Origin of the sequence: Duganella vulcania, from assembly GCF_009857655.1 — a bacterium.
GTDB classification, from domain to species: Bacteria; Pseudomonadota; Gammaproteobacteria; order Burkholderiales; family Burkholderiaceae_D; genus Rugamonas; species Rugamonas vulcania.
This window is the reverse complement of the sequence record NZ_WWCX01000328.1, coordinates 1-264: the sequence shown is the minus strand read 5'-3', so window position 1 is coordinate 264 and position 264 is coordinate 1. Positions and strand designations below refer to the sequence as shown.

Annotated in this window: 1 rRNA gene; it reads left to right on the top strand. The window is 53.0% G+C overall.

The features are described 5' to 3' along the window. Window positions 1-264: ribosomal RNA gene (locus tag GTP90_RS36245) — 23S ribosomal RNA — on the top strand; the annotation flags it as partial.

Below are 264 nucleotides of genomic sequence, written 5' to 3'. Positions count from 1 at the left end.
CACCGTCGTATGATGCGATGGGGGGACGGATCGCGGAAGGTTGTCTGACTGTTGGAATAGTCAGTTTCTGCTTCATAGAAGGCGCTTAGGCAAATCCGGGCGCGTAATTCAAGGGAGTGGGACGAGGCACTTAGGTGCTGAAGCAATCGGAAGTGGTTCCAAGAAAAGCCTCTAAGCTTCAGTCATACGAGACCGTACCGCAAACCGACACAGGTGGGCGAGATGAGTATTCTAAGGCGCTTGAGAGAACTCGGGAGAAGGAAC